The organism is Planctomycetota bacterium, from assembly GCA_035384565.1.
In the GTDB taxonomy this organism is placed as follows: domain Bacteria; phylum Planctomycetota; class PUPC01; order DSUN01; family DSUN01; genus DAOOIT01.
Genome location: DAOOIT010000009.1, coordinates 1 through 22261, shown reverse-complemented (window position 1 = coordinate 22261; position 22261 = coordinate 1). Strand labels below are relative to the sequence as shown.

The window sequence follows — 22261 nt, the reverse complement described above, 5'->3', positions numbered from 1 at the left end:
CCGAGCGGTCACAGGTTGAGCTGGAGCCAGTCGTGCAGCAGGAACATCACACGGCCGATGAGGAGCGACACGCGGCCCATCACCGTGTAGCCGAATGACGCGCCGAACGAGACCATGAGGAACCAGATGCCGATCCGCGAGACCGCGCCGCCCGGCCCCTTGTGCTCGACCGAGAAGAAGAAATAGAAGAGCACCGTCACCGTGCCGATGAGGAGCACGAGGCCACCGACCACGTCGGCGAAGCTGCCCGAGAGCGGCTGCACGGTGTACTGAAGCTGCTTGAGGATGTAGGTGTGCACGACGATGGGGATGCCGATGCCGGCCCCGAAGCCCACCATGAGGGTGTACGCGTAGCGGCTGAGCCAGCCGTGCTTGCGCGACAGGCGCGTGAGGAGCAGGAGCCCCAGCAGAATGGGCACGGTGCGGTGGAGCAGGGCATCGGTGCGCGCCTCGGCCGACGGCGCGAACACGAGCGGGTCCACCACCTCGGGCTTGAGCGAGAGGTACCAGGTCATCACGGCGCCGTAGCCCAGGCTGATGCCCACGTAGAGGTTCTCGGCCACCTTGAACAGCGGATTGTCGCGGTAGAGGAAGCTGTACATGATGAGCGTGAGGCCGGCGGCGACGAAGACGCCCAGGCCCTCGGCCGAGAGCTTCGCCGGCGCCCCCTCGGGCCACCGCACCAGGAGGCACGCGGCCAGGAAGGCGAGCGCACAGCCCACGAGCACCGCGGTCTCGATCACGCGCTGCTTTGCCGGGCGGCCAGGTTCCGCGGGCGAGGCCATCGGGTCAATCCCCCTGGCGGCGCGACCGCCGCCCCGCAAACACGTAGACGTTTGCGGCCACGATCAGGACGATGATGAGGATGTGCGCCACCGATTGCAGGGGCATGCCCTTCACGCCGGTGTCGGGCTTGCCGATCAGCACCTCGTAATCGGCCGCGCCGCGCAGCCCGCCCAGCAGGCCGAAGAGCTGGTCCGACTGGAGGAACGGATACAGGTCGGGCGCGATGACGGCGGTGCAGCCCGCGCCGAGGTCGAAGCCGAAGCGGTCGCGGCCGTAGGCGATCCACATCTCGGTGGTGCTGCCCGCCGCGATGCCCACCACGACGGGGATGTCGCGCAGCGAATCAACCCCCTCCAGGGCGGGCATCGCCTCGGTGGGCTTGCCGTAGAAGTCCTTGTCGAAGGCGCCCTTGAGGCTCTCGCCCATGTTGAGCAACAGGTTCGAGCCGCCGGGCTTGTAGGCGAGGAAGACGAAGTCGCGGCCGGACTCCTTGCCGGCCTCCTTGGCGGTGCGTTCGACGAGCTCCTTGCAGAGGCCCACGCCGTTGAGCCAGAAGGTCATGACCAGGGGCCGCAGGTTGCGGCGGAAGGCGTGGCGCAGGAGCGCCTGGCTCATCGGGTACAGCTCTTCTTTGGCCGAAGGGTCGTAGTCGAAGGAGAAGAGGATGGGGGAGCCCTCGGGCAACGCTTCGAGGCGCTCGTAGACCTTGCGCGACAGGGGCGCGGGCACGACCTTCATCTGGAGCTTGCCGAGGGCTGTGAGGATGATGGCGCCCGCGAGCAGCACGTAGACCACGCGGCGGGCGAGGAGGGTGCGGCGGAGGGTGTTGTCGGGCTGGCTCATCAGTCGCCTCCTCCGCCGAGATAGGACCGTTCGATGCCGAAGAGGATGCGCAGCGACTGCGAGATGGCGCCCAGGCTGATGCCCAGCAGGATGCCGCGCTTGGCCGCCAGGTTGGGGTATTCGAGCAACAGGTCAGCCGCCTGGGGAAAGGCGTCCGAGATCATCGCGCTCAGCGGCACGCGGCCGAACATCACGATCACGGCAGCCACGAGCAGCAGGGCCGCCTCGGCATTGCGCGCGCGGAACGTGCGAAAGGCTGCGCTGGCCATGAAAAAGGCCAGCAGCGAGAAGATCGTGGCGCCGCATGGCACCTGCACGTTCATATAGAACCAGTCGAACACCGTGCCGTCCTCGGGCGCGGGGCCCAGCGGCCCGTGCGGCTCGTTCACCAGGCCCACCACGATCATTGTCACGGCGCCGAGGAAGACGAAGACGCTGTAGGCCCAGCCCGCCTGCTTCCGGCGGATGCGCAGGGTGTGCATGTGCAGCAGGCTGTAGACGCCGATGAACATGCCGAACCCGCCGATGATGCGGAACCAGGTGGTCATCTCCTCGCGGAACTGGCTCGAGAGCGGGTGCGGCACGAACTCGTGCACGAAGGCCAGCAGGCCCATCACGAAGACGATGGCGAGCGGGATGGTGCGCTTGTAAAACATTCGTTCCCTATCGCCCCGAATGTCATTCCGCGCCTGCCGAGGAACCTTTCAGGGGCTTGATGCCGCGACGATGCCTTTCGCCTGGGTGGCGGCGTCAAGCCCCTGAAAGGTTGTTCGACTGGCTCACGATGACACGCCTAGAACGCCTTGAACAGATTCTGGACCCAGTCGAAGCCCAGCGTCGAGAGCGCCGTGCCCAGCACAGCGGCCACCATGAGGAACGCTTTGCCCACGTCCTGCCCGCGCAGGCTGCCCAGGAGCTTCGGCTCGCGCGACAGGTAGGCGGAGGCGGCATACAGCTCCTCGCCCATGAGCGTGTAGTCGCAGGTGGTGATGAAGAAGGGGAGCTGGGTGTAGGAGTCGGTGCCTGCGATCTGGATGGCGCCCGTGGAGGCGCCGGTTTCGGACAGCAGGAGCGATTCAGCGTAGAAGTAGCCCATCAGGAAGATGGTGGCGGGCTGCTCGCGGGTCATCATGCCGCCCACGGCGGCCACGTAGCTGAACTGGTCGGGGGCCACCAGCGACACGTCGTCGGCGTTATAGGCCTCGGGGTGGCCCGCCTCGGTGTAGGCCTGTTTGGCCACCTCCTGGCTCACGGCCATGACAATGGGGTCGTTGTTCATCACGCGTACGCGGGTGCTGTACTCGGCCGAGCGCTGGCACACGCGGCCCAAGACGTTGACGGCGGCGATGGTGGACAAGCTGTCCATGCCGGCGAGGCCGTGGACGAAGAAGACGCTGCGGCCCATCTCGGTGGCGCGGCCGATCGCCTCGTCCACCGCCTCGAGGCCGGCGATCTTGCGGATGAAGAGGTTGGGGTTCTTGCGCGCGGCGTTGATGAAGCCGAGCACGATGGCGCCGAAGAGGATCGAGAAGACCAGGTTGTTGGCCTTGCCCCACTTGAACAGGTTGGGCCGCCCGCTGGCCGTGAGGACCACGGGCTTGCCGTCCGGCCCGGCCACGTAGAGCGTGGTCTGCCCGTCCGAGATGGCGAGGCGGAAGTAGTAGGTCTGGCCGTTGATGCGGCGGCGCTCGGCCATCAGGCGGTCGCGCTCCTTCTTCTGCTCGTAGGCTATGCCGGCCAGCACGCGGGCGCGGGCGGTGGCCGTCATCTTCTCCAGCTCTTCCTTCGGCGGCTCCGCGATGCGGCGCGGCTGGGGCGGATAGAACTTGGCAGGCTCCACGTGGATGTAGTGAAGCTGCCCGAGGCGGGGCGACGAGCCGTAGTACTCGGGGTGATCGGACTTGAAGGCCGACACGGACGGCACGCGGCGGGTGTGGAACTTGCCGGCCTGATAGTCTGCCTCGGAGGCGATCTCGACGATGTAGACGATCCCACGGCCCTCGCTGGCTGCCCGGCCCCACTCGATGCCGATCACGTTGCCGTCGTCGCTCGGGCGGTCGTAGGCGCGGAAGCTCTCCGCCGGCGGAGCGGTGAGCGGGGGGTGTTCCTCTGGGGCGGGCTTGACGGGCGCCTGCTCGGCAGAGGAAGCGAGCGGGGCCGTGGCGAGCGCGGCGGCGAGAAGCAGCAGGCGGCCTGGGAGCGTGCCTCGCTTCACGATTCGATCGCCTCGAGGTTGGCCCGCGGCACGGTGACGACCGTGCCGTCGGGGAACTGGATTTCGGCCACCCGCACTCTGGCCTCGGACTCGACCTGCACGGCGCCCGGGGGCAGGCTCTTGACGACGCCGATGCGCCCGAAGCCCGGTTCCCGAATGATACGGACGGGGCTGCCCTCCGTCAAGCCCACGGCGACAACATCGCTCTTGGCCTCGGCGTCGGCGGCCCGTTCGGTGGGGATGATGATCTCGGGGCGCAGCACGCCCGCGCGGATCTGGGTGGCGCCGTTGGCCGAGGCGCGCCGCCCGGCGTGGGCCCGGAGCAGGTCGAAGGTGGCCGCCGCGATGGCCATCGGGCCGAAGCCCTCGGTGATGATGAGAATCGGGCGAATGTCCTCGTGGCCCGTGATGGCCACGCCCAGGTCGTAGCCGAGCAGGCGGCGCAGGTCGCGGTCGTGGAACCCGCCGCACACGAGCGCCGCAAGGCCCAGGGCCGAGGCCCGTTCGTAGACCTCGCTGGTCACGAGCGAGCCGGCCACCACGATCTTGCCGCTGAGGTCGCGCCCGAGGTCGCCCTGGCCGATCACAGCGTCGGGGCGGTCCACGATCACGGCCAACTCGCCCGCCACCTCGCCGCCCACGCCGAAGATGCCCTGGACGAATGCCCCGTGCGTCTCGACCACTACGCCCTCGCGCTCGATCACCTCGGCGACGGTGCCGTCGAGGTAGGCCCGGAGCTCGACCGGCCGCGGGGCCGTGCGCACCAGCACCTGGCCCGTGATGGTGGAGACCGACTCGATGGTGCCGGCCACGGGGGAGCGGGCCACGGTCTTGAACCACTTGATGAACGGGCGGGTCTCGGCGATCACCTCGTCGCGCTCGACGGCGTCGCCCTCGCGTTTGAGCATGTGCTGCGGCAGCTCGGCGGGCGTGATGCCGAGGACGTTGACGACGTTCACCGTGGCCACGTCGCCCGGCAGCTCGGCGCGGGCCACCACATCCTCGGCCCGCACCCGGGCGCCGGCCGTCGCGAGCACTTGGCCGGCGATGGGCAGGCGGCGCTCTTTGCGCACCGTGGCGCGATCGGTGACGCGGAGGCCCGGGGTATATGCGTGGGCCATCAGGCAGCCCCTGTTCTCATAGGACAGATGGGGCAGACAGGACCTGTGGGGCGGCAGACACTCGGCGTGTCCCATCGGTCCGATCGGCCCTATCAGCCTCAGGCCGGATAGGCGTTGAGCGCCTTGGCCCAGCCGTTGACAATCTCCGCCCGGTTCCTCTCGGGCACCACGAGCGGGCGGCCGCGAGCGTCGAGGATCACGCCCACGACGCCGCCGTGGACGGTGGCCTCGAGGGCCTTGCCGCGGCCCTGGCCCAGGTCAACGCCTCGGGCGGGGTTCGCGGCGAGTTGCGCCGTCTCGCCCACGCCGAGCGGCTCGAGTTTGATGTCGCCGACGGCGAGCGAGCCGCCGCGCGTCTGGCCGTTCACGGCCAGCGTGTAGTCGAAGGCGGGCGTGCCCGGCTTGCCCTGGTTCACCATGGCCACGCAGGTGCCGAGGTTGATGAGGCAGTCGCGCACGAAGACCTGCTCCGCTGCCTGCTCGTGCACCTGGGCGAGCACGCCGAGATGCGGCATCATGAAGATGCTGTCCACTGCCAGGCGGGTGACGCCCTCGGGCTGGAAGGCGTCCACCAGCATCATGGCGGCCTGGTGGCGGCGCGGGGCGTGGGAGAGCACGCCGCCGCTGCCCACGAGGAGGTCGAGGTCGCGTAGGTTGATGAGGGTGGCCCCGGCCGCCGTTTCGTCGAACGATTCGCTGATGGTGCGTTCGCGCTGCACGCCCTTGAGGCCGACGGCCAGGGCCTTGTGCTGCTCGAAGGCCAGGCGCAACGCCTCGCGGGCGATGGCCTGCTCGATCTTGAGTTCCTCGAGGAGTTGCGGGATGGTGGTCGGGCGGATCATCTTGTTCTTGATGCGGTCGCGCAGGTCGGTCTCGTCAATGTCGAACGGCACCCAGCGCAGGATGTTGGCGAGGCCGGCCTCGGCCAGCACGTTGGAGATGCTGTAGCTCATGCCCAGGTTCGCGCTCACGGTGCGGTTGAACACGTCGCCGTAGACGCTGAAGACGTCGGTCGTGGCGCCGCCGATGTCCACGCCGATCAGGTTGATGCCCTGGCGGCGGGCGATGGTCTGCATGATGGCGCCCACGGCGGCGGGGGTGGGCATGATGGGCGCGCCGACCCAGGCCATGAGCTTGTCGTAGCCCGGGGCCTGGGCCATGACGTGCTTGAGGAAGAGCTCGTGAATCTCGTTGCGGGCGGGCGCGAGGTTTTCGCGCTCGAGCACGGGCCGCAGGTTTTCGGTGGGGTGCAGCTCGGTCTTGGCGGCGAGGCGTTGGGCCACGGCCTCGCGAGCGTCCTTGTTCCCTGCGTAGATGACGGGCAGCTTGTAGTCGCGGCCGAGCCTCGGCCTGGGGTTGGCGGCGGCGAGGAACTCGGCGAGTTCGACCACATGGGTGATCGTGCCGCCGTCGGTGCCGCCGGAGAGGAGCACCATGTCGGGGCGCAGGCGGCGGATCAGCTCGATCTTCTCGTGGGGCAGGCGCTGGTCGTTGGCCGCCAACACGTCCATCACGATGGCGCCGGCGCCCAGGGCGGCGCGTTGGGCGCTCTCGGCGGTCATTTGTTTGACAACGCCGGCCACCATCATCTGGAGGCCGCCGCCGGCGCTGCTGGTCGAGACGTAGATGTCCACCCCCTCGTTGCCGCGGGCGGGGGTGAGGATGCGCTCGCCGTCGAGGATGCGGCGGCCCGACAGCTCCTCGAGCTCGGCGAAGGCGTTGAGCACGCCGCGGGTCACGTCCTCGAACGGCGCCTCGACGGTGGTGGGGGCCTCGCCGCGGAAGGTCTGGCGGTAGCCCTCGGGCTTCTTCTCGATGAGGATGGCCTTGGTGGTCGTGCTGCCGCAGTCGGTGGCGACGATGACGTTGAGCTCGGGCGTGCTCACCGGGTCACGCCCTCCAGGTGATGGGCGGCGGATTCGATGGCCTGCACGAGGGCCTCGATGCCCTCGCGCCGTTCGAGGATTTCGGCCAGGCGCTCGTAGCGTTCGGGGTTGAAGAAGGGCGTGAGGAAGGGCTTGAGGAAGATCATCGCCTGACTGCCCATGTAGCTCAGGGGGCGCAGCGACTCGAGGAAGAGCACGGCCGGCGTGACCATGCGGCGGCGGGCGATGGCCACGGCGAGCTGGCGCAGGAGCTCGCGGTCGGCCTCGGTGAGCGGGCCGAGCGAACTCTCCATCGAGAAGGCGTGGCGCAGCGACTGCCTAAGCCGGGCGACGCGCGGCCATCTGGCGTTCGACAAAGCTCACCACCTCGTCCCGGTTGCCCGCGAACCGCAGGAATGTGCCGCGAAACGACTCGAGCGGCGACGCCCGCTCGAAGGGCGAGAGCTGCACTCCCTCGGGGTGCACGCCCACGCGCCGCACGGCCGCCCAGGGCATCTGCCGCCCGTGGCCCAGGAACCGCACCCAGGCGCCCGTGGCGTCGAGTTCGTACCGCGTCGGCACGAAGTAGCGCGCCAGCGAGCCGAGCAGGAAGGCAGCGGCAATCGCCGCGTAGCCCACGCCGTCGAAGCTCAGCCACACCCCCACGCACACGGCGATCACCGCCGCCACGAGCAGCAGCGAGCGCGGGTAATCGTCCACCACGGGGTGCGATCGCCAGCGCAGGGTGTCGGCTGCGATGGGTCCAGTCTCCGGGCCATCCTCGCTCACGGGGCGATTATAGCAGCGCCCGGCCGATGGTGTCAAACGGGGGGCATTCTTGACAGGCGCCCGAGGGGGGGCTAGAATCCCCACATGGCAACGGAATCTTCCGAGGCGCGACGCCGCCGCCGGCGCGAGAACTTCACGGGCTGGCTGTACGTGTCGCCCGCGGCGCTGCTGCTCGGCCTCTTCAGCATTTTCCCGGTCGGCTATGCGTTCTATGTGAGCCTGCACGACTGGCGCCTGGTGAAGGGCGACTTCGTGGGCTTCGGCAACTACGCCGAGGCCCTGGGGTCCGACCCCTCGTTCGGCAGGGCCCTTCTGGCGACGGTGTACTATGTGCTCGGCACCGTGCCGCTGGGGCTGATCCTGGCGCTGGTGCTGGCCAACCTGCTGATGGGGCGGATCCGCGGCAAGGGCGTCTACAGGACCATCTACTTCCTGCCCTACGTGACGTCGGTGGTCGCGGCCGCGGCGGTGTGGCTGTGGATGCTGTATCCGGCGCCCGCCGAGTGGGGCCTGGCGAACGCGATGATGAAGGGCCTGGGCCTGCCGGCGCAGTCGTGGGTCGAAGAGTCCAGCGGCGTGTTCCGGCTGGTGGCCGAGCACTTCGGGGTCTCGTTGCCCGGCTGGGCGGCGGGGCCGAGCCTGTCGCTGGTGTGCGTGATGGCCTTCTCGATCTGGCAGGCCCTGGGCTTCGAGATCGTGGTGCTGCTGGCGGCGCTGACGAACGTGCCGAAGGAGATCTACGAGGCGGCGGCGGTGGATGGCGCGACCGGCTGGCGGCGGCTGCGGCACATCACCATTCCGCTCATCTCGCCCACGCTGTTCTTTCTCTCGATCGTCTCGACGATTCGCGCGTTCCGCGTGTTCAACCAGGTGTACATCATGGCCTCGAAAGACACCTCCGGCACGGCCGACACGGTGACGGTGTATATTTTCAAGACGTTCTACGTGGGGGGGCGGGTGGGCTACGGTTCGGCGACGGCGCTGCTGCTGTTCCTGATCATTCTCGCGGTCACGCTCGTCCAGATGCGGGCGCTGGGCGCGCGCGTGCACTACTGAGCGCGTCAGGCGCGGGCCTCGTCCAGGGCGCGCAGGAGTTCCTCGAGCGAGAAGGGCTTGGCCACCACGGCCCGGAAGCCGCGCTCGCGGAACTCGGCCATCACCGGGTCGGTGTGGAAGCCGCTGGCCACGATGGCGCGCACGTCGGGGTCCAGCTCGCGCAGCCGCTCCAGGCAGGCTTCGCCGCCCATGCCGGCCACCACGGTGAGGTCGAGCACCACGGCGTCGAACGGCTGGCCGCGCTCGAGCGCCTCGCGGAACATCTTCACGGCCTCGGCGCCATCGGACGCGCACGCGACGGTGTAGCCGACCCGCTCGAGGAGCTGTTCGAGGCAGCGGCGGATGACCTGATCGTCGTCCATCACCAGGAGCCGGCCCTGGCGCCTGGCCGCGGCCGCGGAGGGCGCGGCCGGCTCGGCCGCCGCCGTGGCCGCGGGGAGGAAGACCTCGAACGTGCTGCCCGCGCCGAGCTGCGACTCGACGCGGATGTGTCCGCCGTGGCTGCGGAGCACCGAGTAGGCCACGGCGAGGCCCAGGCCGCTGCCGGCCCCCTTGGTGGTGAAGTAGGGGTCGAAGATGCGCTGGAGATTCTCGGGCGCGATGCCCACGCCGGTGTCGCGAACCGCCACCTTGACATACCGGCCGGGAGGCAGGGGGATGCCCGACTCTGCCCCCAGCAGGAGGTTGGCCACGGTGATTCGCACCACGCCGCCATCCGGCATGGCTTCGTTGGCGTTGATGACGAGGTTCTGAATGACCTGCCCGATCTGCGCCGCGTCCACCTCCGCCGGCCACAGGTCGGGGGCGATCGCGAAGTGGGCGCGGACGTTGGAGCCTGTGAGGGCGAATTCGGCGGTCTCACGGACCAGCTCGCCCAGGGCGATGGCGCGCCGCACGGGGGCGCCGCCGCGCGAGAAGGTGAGGAGCTGGTGGGTCAGGCCGGTCGCCCGCCGCACGGCCTTCTCGGCATCGTCGAGGGTGCGGGCCGCCTCGGGACTCGTGCCGTGGTCGAGCCGGGCGAGGGCGATGCTGGCCAGGATGCCCATGAGCAGGTTGTTGAAGTCGTGCGCGATGCCGCCCGCGAGGAGGCCGAGGGATTCGAGCTTCTGGATGCGCAGGCGCTCGTCCTGCGCGCGCCGCAGTTCGGTGGTCTCGCGTGCGACGGCGAGGACGCACCGGGTGCCTCGGATGTTGGCCGCCGTGAGGTTCACGAGGAACCAGGTGGGGTGGCCGTGCGGGTCGCGGAGCATCCATTCGTAGCTCTGCGGGCGCCCCCTCGCCGCGGCGTGCACGCGCCGCAGGGCCTCCTTTTCGGTGAACGGCTCCTCGTGCGAGGCCAGGAGCGCGAGCGCGAGGGGAGCGGAGGGGGGCCGGCCGAGGCGCCGCGCGTAGGAACGCGCCGCGGCGTTCATCTCGAGGATGGTGCCCGTCTCGGGGTCCAGCAGCAGGATGGCGTCGGTCACGGCGTCGAAGATCGTGTGGTAGGCGGCCTCGGAGGCCCGCAGGTCGTCGGCCAGGCGGCGCTGGCCGGTGAGGTCGCGCACGATGCCGGTGATGCCCACGACCTGGCCCGCCTGGTCGCGCAGGGGCGCCTGCACGGTGTGCAGCACGAACTCCCGGTCGCCGCGGTGGAGCGTGCGCACGGCGTTCACGATTTCGCCCCGGAGGCAGGCATCGTCCACGTCGCGAATGGTGGCGGCATCGCCGGGGTCGAACAGTTCCTCCGGGGTCTTGCCGAGGACCTCCTCGGCGCGCCGGCCGATGATGCGGAGGCCGACGGGGTTGACGAAGGTGTAGCGGCGCTCGGTGTCCTTGCAGAAGATGGCGTCGGCGGCGTTCTCGGTGATGGCGCGGTAGCGTTCCTCGCTGGCGCGGAGGGCCTCTTCGGCCCGCCGGCGCTCGGTGATGTCGCGCGAGATGCCGGTGAGGCCCACCACGCGGCCCTGCGCGTCGCGCAGCGGCACCTGCACGGTGTGGAAGACGCGCTCGTCGCTGCCCAGCCGGAGCGTGCCGATGCGGTTGATCGTCTCGCCGCGCAGGGTGGCCTCGTCGGGCTCGCGGATGAGCTGCGCGCCCTCGGGCGGCAGCACGTCTTCCGCGGTCTTTCCCAGCACCTCGTCGGCCGTGCGGCCGAGCAGGCGCAGCACGGCCGGGTTGCAGAAGGTGTAGCGGCGCTCGGTGTCCTTGCAGAAGATGCAGTCGAGTGCGTGCTCGGTGACGGCGCGGTAGCGTTCCTCGCTCGCGCGCAGGGCGTCTTCGATGCGCTTGCGCTCGGTGATGTCGTGGCAGAGGGTGAGGATCTGCGGGCCGTCGGGGCCCGGCACCACGGTGGCGTGGATCTCGATCGGGGTGCGCTTGCCCGAGCGGTCCACATAGTGGACCACGAAGCCCCGGATCGAGCCCTGCTCGAAGCAGCGCCGCACGGCCGCGCGGTTCAACTCGACCTCGTCGGGCGCGGTCCACTCGGTCACGCAGCGGCCGAGGATCTCCTGGCGGCGTTCGTGCCCGGTCAGGCTCACGTAGCGGGCATTGGCGTCGAGCACGCGGCCCTGCGGGTCCACGATCACGAAGCCGGTGCCGGTGGTCTCGATCAGGTCGCGGTACTTCTTCTCGCTCTGGGCCAGGGCGCGTTCGGCGCGCTTGCGCTCGGTGATGTCGCGCATCACGCTCTGGACGCCGGGGCGGCCCCCGACGTCCACCACCTTCACGCTGTTCTCGAGGTCGAAGCGGGTGCCGTCCTTGCGCAGTCCAACGGCCTCGTATTGGGTGGGCACGCTCTTGCCTTCCAGGCGGTAGGCGAGGCGCTGCATCATGGCCTGCCGCATCTCGGGCGCGATGGTCTTCTCGATGCTCTGGCCGAGCAGTTCCTCCTCGCGGTAGCCGAACATCCGGCAGTAGGCGGGGTTTACCCACACGAACTTGCCGTCCACGACGAGCGAGGCGCCGTCGGGCATGCCCTCGGCGAGGTCGCGGAACTTGCGCTCGCTGGCCTGGAGGGCCTCCTCGATGCGCTTGCGCCCGGTGATGTCGCGCGAGATGCCGAGCACGGAGACGATCTCGCCGGCCTCGTTGCGCAAGGGGGTGAGCGACGTGTGGAGCCAGAGGTCGCCCCCCGGGAAGGGCACCCTGTCCTCGGCCTGGGTGGGTTCGCCGGTGGCGAGCACGTGCTGGAGGTTGCGCGCCTGCCTGGCGGCGGCCTCGGGCGGGAAGAGCGCGGCGCGGGGCTGGCCCACGACCTCCTGGGGCGAGCGGCGCAGGTGGGCGGCGGCGAAGCTGTTGACGTATTCGACCCGGTCGTCGCGCCCGATGATGTAGATCAAGTCGTGCGCCGTCTCGGCCAGGGCCCGGTAGCGTTGTTCGCTGCGCCGCAGCGCCTCATCGGCCTGCTTGCGGTCCGTGATGTCCTGCACGGTGCCGAAGGCGGCGCGCGGCGTCCCATCGGGCCCCAGCTCGAGCGAGGATCGCGCGCGCACCCACTTGACGGCGCCGGCGGCGAGGATGCGGAACTCGACGTCGTTGGCCTCGCCGCGCAGGGCGGCGGACCAGCGCTCCCGGACCCGGGCCAGGTCGTCGGGGTGCACGGCGTTCAGGAACGCCTCGTAGCTGAGCGGCGTGCCCTCGGGCAGGGCGAAGATGCGCCAGGTTTCCTTGGACCACTGGAGAAGGTTCGTCGTGAGGTCGAGGCGCCAGCTCCCCGTGTGGGACACGGCCTGCGCGCGGTCCATGTCCTCGCGGGTCTGGAGGAGGGCCTGGCGCGCCTGGACTCGTTCCGTGATGTCCTCGGCCATGGAGAGGAGGCCGGTGATGCGGCCCTGCGCATCGGCGATGGGCGTGTTGATCCAGCGGCAGCGGATGGTGCGGCCGTCCTTGGTCAGATTCTCGTTCGAGCTGGGCGGGAGGGCTTCGCCGGCGAGGGTGCGCCGCAGGACGTCGTGCACGTGGCCGCGGGCTGCGGGCGGCACGATGAGGTCGCAGGTGTGGCCGAGGGCCTCGGCGGCGGTGTAGCCGAAGATGCGCTCGGCCGCGGGATTCCAGTCCACGAAGCGGCCCTCGGCGTCGTGCAGGATGCAGGCGATGGGCATGTGCTGGAGTTGGACGCGCAGCCGTTCGCGGCTCTCGTGCAGCGCCTCCTCGGCGCGCTGGCGCTCGGTGATGTCGAGGTTGATGCCGGCCAGGCGCACGACCTGGCCCCTGGCGTCGCGCTCGGCTCGGCCCAGGCCGTGCATCCAGACCACCTGGCCGTCGGGGCGGAGGGCGCGGAACTGCATGTCCCAGTCGTCGTCGCCGGGCGTTCGCAGCATCTCGTCGAGGCGGGCGAGGACGCGGGGGCGGTCGTCGGGGTGGAGGCTGGCGACCCAGGTGTCGTACGTGCGGGGCTGGCCGGGGGCGAAGCCGTACATGGCGTGGTAGCGGTCGTCCCACGACGACTGGCCGGTGCGCGCGTCCCAGGTCCAGGCGCCGGCGTCGGCGGCGGCCATGGCCAGGCGCAGGCGCTCCTCGGCCTGGCGCTGCTCGGTGATGTCGCGTCCGACGGCCTGGTACTCGAGCACGCGGCCCTGGGCGTCGAAGAGCGCGCAGTTGACCCAGTGCTGCCAACGCACCTCGCCGGTGTGCAGCACCACCGGGTGCTCGATGCTGACCATGGGGTGCTCGGGCGTGAGGCCCTCGATGAGCGCGCGCACCTGCTCGCGCTGGTCCCCGGGGACGAACGGCAGCCAGTTCCGGCCGATCATCTCCTGCGGGGTCGTCTGGTAGATGCGGGCGCAGGCCTCGTTGACGTAGAGGCAGGTGAAGTCGGGGCCGAAGCGGTTGATCATCTCGTCGGATGGACCCGGCGGCGAGGGCGAACGCCGACCTTTCGCCTCATGCCCGGAGGGCGGTGCGGCCATGCCCGAGAACCTCCTGCCCGGCGCTGCGCGGAGGAAACCCATGCCTGCGGGGGCGCATTATACAAGGGGCCCTCCGCCTGCGCAAGCCGCCCGCGGCGAGAGGGGTGCGGGTCGGAATTGTCGGCACGGTGGTTCTCTCTGGAGCCTGAGGGGCTCGCATGGGATAGCCCAGGGCAACGCAACGCCCTGGTCTTCGCTCACATGTCAGGGCCTTGCAGCCCGCGAACGCGGGCCACTCGTTCCTACGCTCTGCGTGAGGACGGGCCTCCTGGCCGCTCCGCGGCCCCTTCCTCTTCCCAGAGGATTGGACGCCGGAGCGTCCGCCCAGACGCCCCCACGCGGAGCGTAGGGGCGAGAAGAGAATCGCCCCACGTCGGGGGCTCTACGCTGGGGGGCTTTTTCCCAGGGCTCCCTTCGGTCGCCCTGGGCTACGGCTCAAACGCGCCCCTTCGGGGGCTAAGCCCCAGGCCCCGGAAGATGTGGGCAAGGATCGGGGCAATGCTCTGGCCTGAGTGGGATTCACGGGTCCGCGCCCTGAAGGGGCGAGGTAGAGGCTCTCTATTCCGCCCTGTCGTTTCCTCGCGAGGGCTCGGCGTCCTTGAGTGCGGCCGCGGAGCGGCCGGTGGACAGTTCCTGTTCGGGGTAAGGAGGCGAGGCGGCCCGGGGCCGGCCTTGGCGCCCCATGTGGCGTTCTGGCAACATGCGCGGCATGCTGTATCACCTGGGAGGGGGAGAAAGTGATACAGCATGGCGACAGCGGCCGCAGAAGGCCATGAATCGGCAAAGCGCCATGTTGTATCATCGCGCGGGGGGAGGAGGAGGTGATACGGCATGGCGGCCGGGTCAGGGCGCGGGCTTGGGGACGGCGGGGGGCTTGCCAGGCGGCGCGATCGGCTTCCAGTAGACGGTGCCGAAGGTGCGCCAGTTGGGGCCGTAGCGCAGATACCACGGCATGGGCTTGTGCGGGGCGACATTCCTCTTGCGCGGCATGTTGAGGCTGTCAATCCAGGCGGCGTAGCCGCCCTCGATCTGGTCCTCGGTGAACGACCAGGAGAGCGTGGTGGTGAGGGTGTTGAGGAACATGAGGGGGATCATGAAGATGCGGTTGAAGACGGGGATGGAGCTGAGGCCCTTGGAGGGGGCGTCGAGGAGGTCGCGCGGCAGGCCGAGGAGGAGGTAGGGGGGGAGCATCCAGGGGCGCACGATGAGGCGGTGGGTGCGGGGCGGACGCGTGAGGGGCTGGGCGGTGCGCGCCGTGGGCGGCGGGGCCGCGGGCTCGGCGGCCGGGAGACTGGCCGATACGCACGCGAGGGCGAGGAGGAGGGCGGTGGGGCGCATGGGGGAAGTCCTAGGGGAAGTCGAAAGTCAAGAGTCGAAAGTCGAAAGTCGAAAGTCCAAAGTCCAAAGTCCAAAGTCCAAAGTCGAAGAGGGCCTCGGCCTGGGCGGCGGGCGCTATTTCAGGCGGCGCCAGCGGACGCCCTGGGGGGTGTCCTCGAGCACGATGCCGCGGGCGGCGAGGTCGTTGCGGATGGCGTCGGCGCGCGAGAAGTCCCTGGCCTTGCGGGCGGCCTGGCGCTCGGCGATGAGACGCTCGACTTCTTCGTCGAGGGTCTCTTTGCGGGTGTCGAGGACGTCGAGCACGGTGTCGAAGTAGGCCACGGCGTCCCGCACGAGGGCCGCGGGGGCGTGGGTGAGGGCGAGGCGGTTGGCCTCGCGCATGAAGTCGTGGACGACGGCGAGGGCGCCGGAGGTGTTGAGGTCGTCGTCGAGGGCGGCGGCGAAGTCGGCCTTGGCCTTTTCGCACAGGGGGGCGACGTCGGGGCCGCCGGGGGCGTCGGGGGCCTCGGCGAGGCGGGCGACGAAGTCGTTGATGCGGCGGACGGCGGTGGCGGCGGCGTCGAGGCCCTCGGCGGTGAAGTTGAGGGGCATGCGGTATTGGCTGCTCAGGAGCAGGTAGCGGATGGCGAGGGGGGAGTGGCCCTGGGCCAAGAGGTCGCGGAGGGTGTAGAAGTTGCCGAGGGACTTCGACATCTTGGTGCCGTCCACGAGCAGGTGGCGGTTGTGCATCCAGTGGCGGACGTAGGGGGTCTTGCCCGTGGCGGCCTCGGCCTGGGCGATCTCGCACTCGTGGTGGGGGAAGACGTTGTCCTCGCCGCCTGTGTGGATGTCGAGCTGTTCGCCGAGGTATCGCATGGCCATGGCGGTGCACTCGGCGTGCCAGCCCGGGACGCCGATGCTCCAGGGGCTTTCCCAGCGCATGACGCTGGTGGGGGCGGCCTTCCAGAGGGCGAAGTCGTGGGGGTTGCGCTTTTCGGGGTTGACCTCGACGCGGGCGCCCTCCATGAGGTGGGCGAGGGTGTTGCCCGAGAGCCGGCCGTAGGCGGGGAACCGGGCGAGGTCGAAGTAGACGGAGCCGTTGGAGACGTAGGCGAAGCCGTTGGCCAGGATGCGCTCGACCATGCGGATCATGTCGGGCACGTGTTCGGTGGCCTTGGGGTAGACGTCGGCGGGCCGCAGGCGCAGGGTGCGGGCGTCCTCGAAGAAGGCCTGGGTGAACATGCGGACGACCTCCCAGGCGGTGAGGCCGCGCTCGCGGGCGCTCTTGCCGATCTTGTCCTCGCCCTCGTCGGCGTCGGTGGTCATGTGGCCGACGTCGGTGATGTTCATCACGTGCTTGACCGTGAAGCCGCGGAGCTGGAGGTGGCGCTTGAGAACGTCCACGAACACGAAGGCTCGGAAGTTGCCGATGTGGGCGTAGTCGTGGACGGTGGGGCCGCAACTGTAGAGGCGCACGGTGCCGGGCTCGATGGGCGTGAAGGGCTCTTTGCGGCGGGTGAGCGAGTTGGTGTAGGCGATGCTCATGGGGCCTCCGGCAGGTTCTCGATGAGGACGACGGCGTGGGCGGCGATGGCGAGGCCCTGGCCGACGGCGTCGAGGCCGTTGTTGCTCTTGGCCTTGAGGCTGACGAGCGAGGGGTCGAGGGCGAGCAGGTCGGCGAGGCGCTGGCGGATGGCGGCCTTGTGGGGGCCGAGCCGCGGCTGCTGGGCGACGACGGTGGCGTCGAGGTTCGCGGGCTGGTAGCCTGCGGCCCGCACCTTGGCCAGGGCCTGGCGGAGCAGGTGGGCGCTGTCGGCGCCCAGGAATGCGGGGTCGGTGTCGGGGAAGTGGTCGCCGAGGTCGCCGAGCGCGGCGGCGCCGAGGAGTGCGTCGCAGACGGCGTGGAGGAGGGCGTCGCCGTCGGAGTGGCCGAGCAGGCCCACGGGCGAGGGAATCTCCACGCCGCCCAGGCGCAGGGGCCTGCCGGGCACGAGGCGGTGGATGTCGTAGCCGAGGCCGACTCGCATGGGCAGGTTCCGATTCAGGCTTTGCGCCGCCGGGCCGCGCGGGGCAGGGGGCGTCAGGTCTGGGCCTCGCTGCCGGCGAACTGGCCGAGGCGGCGGAACTTGGCGTAACGTTTCTCCAGGAGTTCCTCGATGGGGATGACGGCCAACTCGTCGAGGTGGCGGACGAGGGCCTGCTTGAGGCAGGCGGCGGCCTCGCGCGGCTGGTAATGGGCCGCGAGGTCGGCCTCGGGCACCACCTCGTCTGCGATGCCGAACTGGAGCATGTCCCTGGAGGTCAGGTGGAGCGCCTGGGCGGCCTCCTCCTTCTTCTCGCTGGAGCGGAAGAGGATGGCGGCGCAGCCCTCGGGCGTGATGACGGAGAAGTAGGCGTGCTGGAGCATCAGGATGCGGTCGCCGACGCCGATGCCGAGGGCGCCGCCGCTGGCCCCCTCGCCGAGCACGACGCAGATGATGGGCACGCGCAGGGTCGAGAGGTCGGCGATGTTCTCGGCGATGGACTGGGCGACGCCGCGCTCCTCGGCGCCCACGCCGGGGAAGGCGCCGGCCGTGTCTATGAACATGAGGATGGAGATGCCCAGGCGCTCGGCGAGGCGCGCCTTGAGCATGGCCTTGCGGTAGCCCTCGGGGTGCGCGAGGCCCCAGTTGCAGGCGATGCTCTCGCGGGTGTTCTTGCCCTTGCGGTGGCCGATGACCAGCACGCGGCGGCCGTCGAGGCGGGCGAAGCCGGTGACCACCGCCTTGTCGTCGCGGAAGAGCCGGTCGCCATGCAACTCGATGAATTGGGTGCAGATCAGGCTGATGAAGTCCATGGTGGACGGCCGGTCGCGGTGGCGCGCCACCTGCACCTCCTGCCAGGGGGTGAGGTTGGCGTAGATGTCGCGGGCCAGGCGGCGCTGCTCGGCGCGGAGCTGCTCAATGGTCTCGCTGAGGTCCACCCCCTTGGCTTCCTGGAACTGGATGAGTTCCTGGACCTTCTTCTCCAGGTCGAGGATGGGGCGCTCGAAGTCGAGGTTGGTGGGGGTGCTCATGGGGCTTGCCTCGGCTAGGTTTCCTCGGGGGGCTTCTCGTAGACGTTGAGGCGCTTGAGGCGCGTGAGGACCTCGAACATGCTCGATGGCCGGCGGTCGGGACTCTTCTGGAGCATGGCCACGATGAGGTCGTTGATCTCGCGCGTGAGGTTCTTGTTGAACGTCCAGGGCCAGGGGGCCGGTTCGCGCAGGTGCATGTTGAGCAGCTCGTCGCGGTTCGTCGAGATGAACGGCGGGCGGCGGGCGAGGACCTCGAAGAGGGTGGCGCCGAACGAGTAGATGTCGGTGCGGAAATCGGGGCGCTTGCGCAGGATGGTCTCGGGCGCAATGTACGGGCGCGTGCCGGCGATGCGCCGGAGGCGTGGCAGGAAGCGGTGCCACGACTTGGGGGCCGGCGTCGCCAGAGCGAAGTCGGTGAGCTTCACGACCCCGTCGTCGGTGGCCAGGAAGTTCTCGGGCTTGATGTCCATATGGATGATGCCGCGCTCGTGCACGTGGGCCAGCGCCGAGGCCATCTGGAGCAGGACGTCGTGGCAGCGCGCGCCGAGGAGCGGATCGCCCTTGCGGTCGAGCACGCGGACCTTCAGGTTGCGGCTGGGGAAGTACTCCATCACGATGATCGGATAGGGCGGGCCGGGAGCGAAGTCGAGAATCTGGATGACGTTCGGGTGCTCGAAGCGGCTGCCCATGTTGGCCTCGCGGCGCAGCGAGCCCACCGCCGACCACTCGCGCAGCTTGTCGGCCCGCAGGCGTTTGATGGCCACGATGCTTCCGTCGGGGGCCATGGCCCGGCAGATTTCCGCCGTCTCCCCCGTCCAGATCACCGCCTCGACCCGGTACAGGTCGGCACTCAGGTGGAGCAGCGCCATGGCGGTCACCTGCCGGCTGAGGTGAGGGGCTGGCCGCGGGCCTGCGGTACGACGCCGCGTGTGGTCGCGCCTGCGTGCCCTCCGCAGGTTGAGCGATCATACCAGAACGCCTCAAGCCGATCAAGGAGCCGGCGACGGGCGGTTGACACCCCCACGGTCATCTGCTACACTTCAGCCCATCGGCCGCAGTCCCTCGACCCTCAAACAGAGGCGTGGTGCGTATGATGGGTCCCAGCGCTAGCGTGCTGCCGTTCCGCACGGTGACGATCATCGGGGTGGGGCTGATCGGCGGGTCGCTAGGGCTGGCGTTGCGCCGGCGGCAGTTGGCCCGCCGCGTCGTAGGGGTGGGCCGCCGCCAGGCCAAGCTGGACCGGGCCGTGGCGCTGGGCGCCATAGATGAGGGCACGCTGAGCGTGGCGGCCGGCGTGCGGGACGCGGAGCTCGTGGTGCTGGCGACGCCCGTGGGAGCGATGGTGGAGCTGGCGCGCGAGGCGGCCCGGTCCGTGGCGCGCGGCACGCTGCTCACCGACGTGGGGAGCACGAAGGCCCTGCTGGCGCGGGAGCTCGATGCCTTGAGCGCCCAGGGCTTCCGCTACGTCGGGTCCCACCCGATGGCGGGCTCCGAGAGGCAGGGGGTGGAGGAGGCGCAGGCCGGGCTCTTCGAGGGCGCCGTGTGCTTCGTCACGCCCACGCCGCACACTGAGCCGCGGGCGCTGGCGGCGGTGGAGGAGCTCTGGCAAGCCGTGGGCGCGCGCGTGCGGGTGCTCGACCCCGCCAAGCACGACCGCCTGCTGGCGATGGCCAGCCACCTGCCGCACCTGGTGGCGGCCGCACTCGTCAACGCGCTCACGCCCGAGGCGCTGGCCTGCGCGGGGTCCGGATTCCGCGATACGACGCGCGTGGCCTCCGGCGACCCCCTGATGTGGGCCGACCTGTGCCTGCAAAACCGCGACCGGCTCCTGGACGCCCTGGGCGCCCTGGAGGCGCAGTTGCACACGCTTCGGCGCATCCTGGACGACGGCGCCCATGCCGACCTTCGCGCCTGGCTCCAGAGCGCCAAGGCCGTGCGCGACAGCCATCTGCACCCCTAGCGGGGGAGCGCCCATGAGCAGGAAGTTCGCCTTCCGCCTTCAGGAACTGCACGCGCTCCACGCCAACCTGCGGGGGGTGTTCATCCTCATGCTCCTTCTCACCGTGGCGCTCCTCGCCTACATGGGCGTGCGGCTGTGGGCGATCCCCGACCCCGTGCGCCCCGCGGAGCTGGCCAGCCTCCTCTCCTTCGCAGCGGCCTGCCTGGTGCTGTGCGTGGGCCAGCTCCAATGCCTGCGCCGCATGCGCCGCGACACGCGCGAGAAGATCGAGCAGATGACGTTCGCCGACGAGTTGACCGGCCTGCACAACTACCGCTATCTCGAGCAGCGCCTGGGCGAGGAACTTCAGCGCGCCACGCGGCACGGCTACCCCGTGTCGGTCATCTACCTGGACTGCGACGGCTTCAAGCTCGTCAACGACACCTACGGCCACGAGGCGGGCAACACCGTGCTGCGGCGCGTGAGCCAGACCCTGCGCGCCAGCATGCGGGCCGAGGACTTCATCGGCCGCCTCGGCGGCGACGAGTTCCTGGCCGTGCTGCCGCAGACCGACTCCTCGGGCGCCCTCATCGCGGCCGAGCGGCTGCGCACCCGCCTCCGCGCGCTCGACCTCACGGCTCCCGGCGGCGAGCGCATGGACTTCGTCGGCTTCTCGATGGGAGTGGCCAGCTTCCCCGCGCACGCGGCGAGGCGGGAAGAGCTCGTGCGCGCGGCCGACGCGGCCATGTACCGCGCCAAGAAGGCCGGCGGCGACCGCGTGTGCCTGTGACCCACGGCTCGCAGGGCGGCCCTCGGGCCGCCGCCCGGGCCGAAGAGGCGAGCCGAAGCCTGCCCTGCGAACCCTACGTGCGACGCAGGGCGGGGAACCCGAAACGCGGAACCCTCATGAGCCCCACACCGAAGCAGCACTACACCACCGAAGAGGCCGAGGTGCCGCTGCCGCGCGAGACGCGCCGCGAACTGCTCCTCCTCGTCGGCGTCTTCCTCTCGGCCCGCCTCATGGCCATCTGGTGGTTCACGCCCCTGCACAACGACGTGGCGACCTTCCTCTTCCCCTTCACCTGGCTCCAGAACCACGGCATCTACCCCTTCCTGCACTACTGGTCCGAATACCTGCCCGTGCAGGCCTACCTGATGGTGGCCCTGCGCTGGGCGGCCGTGGCCGTGTGCGGCCGCGGCAGCGTGGCCTTCGAGGCGGCCTGCCTGACCCGCACCGTGCAGGTGGCCTCGCTGGTGTGGGAGCTCGGCGTGCTGCACTTCGTCTATGTGCTGGCCCGGATGCTCCGCGGCCCGAAGCCGGCCCTCCAAGCCTGCTGGGTCTACGTGGCCCTCTTCTCCACCGCCTTCGTGTCGCTGAGCTACGTGGAGACGTTCTCCGTCTTCCTGATGCTGGCGGGCCTGTTCCTGGCCGTCTACAGCCAGCCCTTCTGGGCCGCGGTGGTGCTGGCGGGGGGAGCCATGGCTAAGCTGTTCCCCGTGGGCGTGCTGCCGGCGGTGCTGAAGTGCGAGGCCCGGTGGCGCTGGCGGCTCGTGATCCTGGCCGCCTTCGCCGCAGGCGTGGCGGGGCTGGCCGCGCCCTTCCTTGTGGGGGGCAAGCCGTGGCTCCGCCTCTCGCTCGAGGTCACCGCCCGCCGCCCGCCGTGGGAGACCGTGTGGGCGCTGCTCGACCACCGCTATGAGTTTGCTTACCTCGGTCCCAGCCCGCGGGATCAGCGTCCCGAGTTCTTCTCCGAGGCCGCCGGGTTCGCCGTGGCGCCGTATGCGCAGGACGTGCTGGCGGCCGTGCCGCCCGAGGTCTTCGGCCCGCCCGCCGTGCGGTCGGCCATCTTCTACAACGTCGCGGGGCACTTCGCCACGAAGCTGGGCTTCCTGGACAGCCAGCCGCGCACCGGGCCGGCCGCCCTGTGGCTCTACACGGGCGTGGGCGCCGTGCTGGCGCTCTTCTACCTCGCCGTCTTCGCCCGGCTGCCGTCGGCCCTGCCGCCGCGGCGCCGCCTCTATCTGGCCGTCTTCACGATGGTGCTGCTGTGCTTCTACTCGAAGGGCTGGAGCCCGCAGTTCATCCTCTACCTGATCCCCCTGGTGCTCATCGCCTTCCCGCCGGGTGAGGGGGGGCTCTGGGCGCTGCTCCTCACCGTCGTGACGTTTCTCCAGATGCCGGTGTGGGCCGTCTATCTCCACGGCCGGCCGGGCATGCTCCTGGCCGACCAGCTCCTGTTGCACAGCACGGTGATCGCGCGCACGGCGTTCTTCCTCCTCATCGCCGCGCGCCTGTACCCGCGGCTGTTCAGGGACTAGGAGCCTGTCCAGGAATCCCCGTGGGCTGCGTTGCCGGCGTCAGCGGGCTGGATGCGAGGCGCGGCGA

The 22261-nt window shown here is 70.1% G+C and carries 18 protein-coding genes; 4 read left to right on the top strand and 14 right to left on the bottom strand.

Annotated features, from left to right (window positions below):
• Nucleotides 1-8: 8 nt before the first annotated feature.
• The 8 genes from PLE19_05070 to PLE19_05035 all read right to left on the bottom strand — a co-directional run bounded on the left by PLE19_05070 (nt 9) and on the right by PLE19_05035 (nt 7619).
• On the bottom strand, nt 9-785 hold the full coding sequence (locus PLE19_05070; GenBank protein HPD14296.1) for a hypothetical protein: 777 nt from the start codon (nt 783-785) through the stop codon (nt 9-11).
• A gap of 4 nt (nt 786-789) precedes the next feature.
• Nucleotides 790-1629, bottom strand: coding sequence for a hypothetical protein (locus PLE19_05065; protein ID HPD14295.1), 840 nt, complete (start codon nt 1627-1629; stop codon nt 790-792).
• Nucleotides 1629-2285 (bottom strand): hypothetical protein, encoded by a 657-nt coding sequence (locus PLE19_05060; GenBank protein ID HPD14294.1) that lies wholly within the window; start codon nt 2283-2285, stop codon nt 1629-1631. Before PLE19_05060 ends, PLE19_05065 begins: the two co-directional genes overlap by 1 nt.
• Before the next feature lie 137 nt (nt 2286-2422).
• On the bottom strand, nt 2423-3844 hold the full coding sequence (locus PLE19_05055) for a hypothetical protein (GenBank protein ID HPD14293.1): 1422 nt from the start codon (nt 3842-3844) through the stop codon (nt 2423-2425).
• Nucleotides 3841-4965: a hypothetical protein gene (locus PLE19_05050; protein HPD14292.1), complete on the bottom strand. Its 1125-nt coding sequence runs from the start codon at nt 4963-4965 to the stop codon at nt 3841-3843. Before PLE19_05050 ends, PLE19_05055 begins: the two co-directional genes overlap by 4 nt.
• Nucleotides 4966-5063: 98 nt before the next feature.
• Nucleotides 5064-6851, bottom strand: coding sequence for a glutamate mutase L (locus PLE19_05045; protein HPD14291.1), 1788 nt, complete (start codon nt 6849-6851; stop codon nt 5064-5066).
• Entirely contained in the window at nt 6848-7207 is a 360-nt protein-coding gene (locus tag PLE19_05040; protein HPD14290.1) for a hypothetical protein, read from the bottom strand. The genes PLE19_05045 and PLE19_05040 overlap by 4 nt, the downstream gene beginning before the upstream one ends.
• Nucleotides 7170-7619, bottom strand: a complete 450-nt coding sequence (locus tag PLE19_05035; protein ID HPD14289.1) for a hypothetical protein — start codon at nt 7617-7619, stop codon at nt 7170-7172. Before PLE19_05035 ends, PLE19_05040 begins: the two co-directional genes overlap by 38 nt.
• Before the next feature lie 84 nt (nt 7620-7703).
• On the opposite strand from PLE19_05035, the gene PLE19_05030 reads away from it, so the two are divergent.
• Nucleotides 7704-8675, top strand: coding sequence for a sugar ABC transporter permease (locus PLE19_05030; protein ID HPD14288.1), 972 nt, complete (start codon nt 7704-7706; stop codon nt 8673-8675).
• Between the two features lie 5 nt (nt 8676-8680).
• On the opposite strand, the gene PLE19_05025 is transcribed toward PLE19_05030, so the two are convergent.
• The 6 genes from PLE19_05025 to PLE19_05000 all read right to left on the bottom strand — a co-directional run bounded on the left by PLE19_05025 (nt 8681) and on the right by PLE19_05000 (nt 18805).
• Nucleotides 8681-13564: a PAS domain S-box protein gene (locus PLE19_05025; protein HPD14287.1), complete on the bottom strand. Its 4884-nt coding sequence runs from the start codon at nt 13562-13564 to the stop codon at nt 8681-8683.
• 843 nt (nt 13565-14407) lie between these two features.
• On the bottom strand, nt 14408-14902 hold the full coding sequence (locus tag PLE19_05020; protein HPD14286.1) for a hypothetical protein: 495 nt from the start codon (nt 14900-14902) through the stop codon (nt 14408-14410).
• 114 nt (nt 14903-15016) lie between these two features.
• Nucleotides 15017-16426 carry a cysteine--tRNA ligase gene (gene cysS, locus PLE19_05015; protein ID HPD14285.1) on the bottom strand — a complete coding sequence of 470 codons (1410 nt, stop codon included), beginning with the start codon at nt 16424-16426 and terminating at the stop codon, nt 15017-15019.
• Nucleotides 16423-16908 (bottom strand): 2-C-methyl-D-erythritol 2,4-cyclodiphosphate synthase, encoded by a 486-nt coding sequence (ispF, locus tag PLE19_05010; GenBank protein ID HPD14284.1) that lies wholly within the window; start codon nt 16906-16908, stop codon nt 16423-16425. Before ispF ends, cysS begins: the two co-directional genes overlap by 4 nt.
• Before the next feature lie 53 nt (nt 16909-16961).
• Entirely contained in the window at nt 16962-17936 is a 975-nt protein-coding gene (locus tag PLE19_05005; GenBank protein ID HPD14283.1) for an acetyl-CoA carboxylase carboxyltransferase subunit alpha, read from the bottom strand.
• 14 nt (nt 17937-17950) lie between these two features.
• Complete coding sequence (locus PLE19_05000; GenBank protein HPD14282.1) at nt 17951-18805, bottom strand: serine/threonine-protein kinase; 855 nt, start codon at nt 18803-18805, stop codon at nt 17951-17953.
• Nucleotides 18806-19029: 224 nt separating this feature from the next.
• On the opposite strand from PLE19_05000, the gene PLE19_04995 reads away from it, so the two are divergent.
• The 3 genes from PLE19_04995 (at nt 19030) to PLE19_04985 (ending at nt 22194) form a co-directional block, all read left to right on the top strand.
• Complete coding sequence (locus tag PLE19_04995) at nt 19030-19896, top strand: prephenate dehydrogenase (GenBank protein HPD14281.1); 867 nt, start codon at nt 19030-19032, stop codon at nt 19894-19896.
• 13 nt (nt 19897-19909) lie between these two features.
• The gene (locus PLE19_04990) at nt 19910-20665 is read left to right on the top strand and encodes a GGDEF domain-containing protein (GenBank protein HPD14280.1); all 756 of its coding nucleotides are present in this window, start codon (nt 19910-19912) and stop codon (nt 20663-20665) included.
• A gap of 116 nt (nt 20666-20781) precedes the next feature.
• Entirely contained in the window at nt 20782-22194 is a 1413-nt protein-coding gene (locus PLE19_04985) for a hypothetical protein (protein ID HPD14279.1), read from the top strand.
• Nucleotides 22195-22261: the final 67 nt, after the last annotated feature.

What these genes read in the sequence shown, in the direction of transcription:
- PLE19_05025 (HPD14287.1), bottom strand. Translation starts at nt 13,564, where the DNA reads ATGGCCGCACCGCCCTCCGGGCATGAGGCGAAAGGTCGGCGTTCGCCC.
- PLE19_05000 (HPD14282.1), bottom strand. Translation starts at nt 18,805, where the DNA reads ATGGCGCTGCTCCACCTGAGTGCCGACCTGTACCGGGTCGAGGCGGTG.
- PLE19_05070 (HPD14296.1), bottom strand. Translation starts at nt 785, where the DNA reads ATGGCCTCGCCCGCGGAACCTGGCCGCCCGGCAAAGCAGCGCGTGATC.
- PLE19_05030 (HPD14288.1), top strand. Translation starts at nt 7,704, where the DNA reads ATGGCAACGGAATCTTCCGAGGCGCGACGCCGCCGCCGGCGCGAGAAC.
- PLE19_04995 (HPD14281.1), top strand. Translation starts at nt 19,030, where the DNA reads ATGGGTCCCAGCGCTAGCGTGCTGCCGTTCCGCACGGTGACGATCATC.
- PLE19_05060 (HPD14294.1), bottom strand. Translation starts at nt 2,285, where the DNA reads ATGTTTTACAAGCGCACCATCCCGCTCGCCATCGTCTTCGTGATGGGC.
- PLE19_04985 (HPD14279.1), top strand. Translation starts at nt 20,782, where the DNA reads ATGAGCCCCACACCGAAGCAGCACTACACCACCGAAGAGGCCGAGGTG.
- PLE19_05020 (HPD14286.1), bottom strand. Translation starts at nt 14,902, where the DNA reads ATGCGCCCCACCGCCCTCCTCCTCGCCCTCGCGTGCGTATCGGCCAGT.
- PLE19_05065 (HPD14295.1), bottom strand. Translation starts at nt 1,629, where the DNA reads ATGAGCCAGCCCGACAACACCCTCCGCCGCACCCTCCTCGCCCGCCGC.
- PLE19_04990 (HPD14280.1), top strand. Translation starts at nt 19,910, where the DNA reads ATGAGCAGGAAGTTCGCCTTCCGCCTTCAGGAACTGCACGCGCTCCAC.
- PLE19_05005 (HPD14283.1), bottom strand. Translation starts at nt 17,936, where the DNA reads ATGAGCACCCCCACCAACCTCGACTTCGAGCGCCCCATCCTCGACCTG.
- cysS (HPD14285.1), bottom strand. Translation starts at nt 16,426, where the DNA reads ATGAGCATCGCCTACACCAACTCGCTCACCCGCCGCAAAGAGCCCTTC.
- ispF (HPD14284.1), bottom strand. Translation starts at nt 16,908, where the DNA reads ATGCGAGTCGGCCTCGGCTACGACATCCACCGCCTCGTGCCCGGCAGG.
- PLE19_05050 (HPD14292.1), bottom strand. Translation starts at nt 4,965, where the DNA reads ATGGCCCACGCATATACCCCGGGCCTCCGCGTCACCGATCGCGCCACG.